This window comes from Paenibacillus oleatilyticus, from assembly GCF_018998565.1.
Lineage (GTDB): Bacteria > Bacillota > Bacilli > Paenibacillales > NBRC-103111 > Paenibacillus_G > Paenibacillus_G oleatilyticus.
Map to the genome: position 1 here is coordinate 1 of NZ_JAHNZO010000180.1, position 338 is coordinate 338.

Sequence of the window (338 nt, forward strand, 5' to 3'; positions counted from 1 at the left end):
GCTATACGCTGCAGATCGAGTTCCCCGAGGCGGTGCTGGACAAGACCGGCACCCGCGACATCGAGAACATCAAGAAGGTCAAGACCTTCGCCTATTCGCCGCTGCTGCGCGAGGCGATGCTGCGCGAGATCCGCGCGCAGGGCATCGACACGCCGCTGGCCGAGGGCAAGATGACCGGGTTTTCGCACCCGATGGACAAGCTCTTTTCGGACGGGGCGCGGTCGACCCTGCGCGACATGGTGCTGGCCGATCCCGGCCTGATCGGGCAGACGGTCGAGGTGCGGGTGCTGGCCTCGTCGCGGGTCGACGGCTATCTGAAGGGCCGCGTGACGCGCGAG

General features: G+C 67.2%; 1 protein-coding gene. It reads left to right on the forward strand.

Going from position 1 to position 338, the window contains the following annotated elements; translation table 11 throughout:
• Nucleotides 1-338, forward strand: a 338-nt coding sequence (locus KQX66_RS36850; RefSeq protein ID WP_216798447.1) for a DUF3333 domain-containing protein, incomplete at both ends; no start/stop codon positions are given.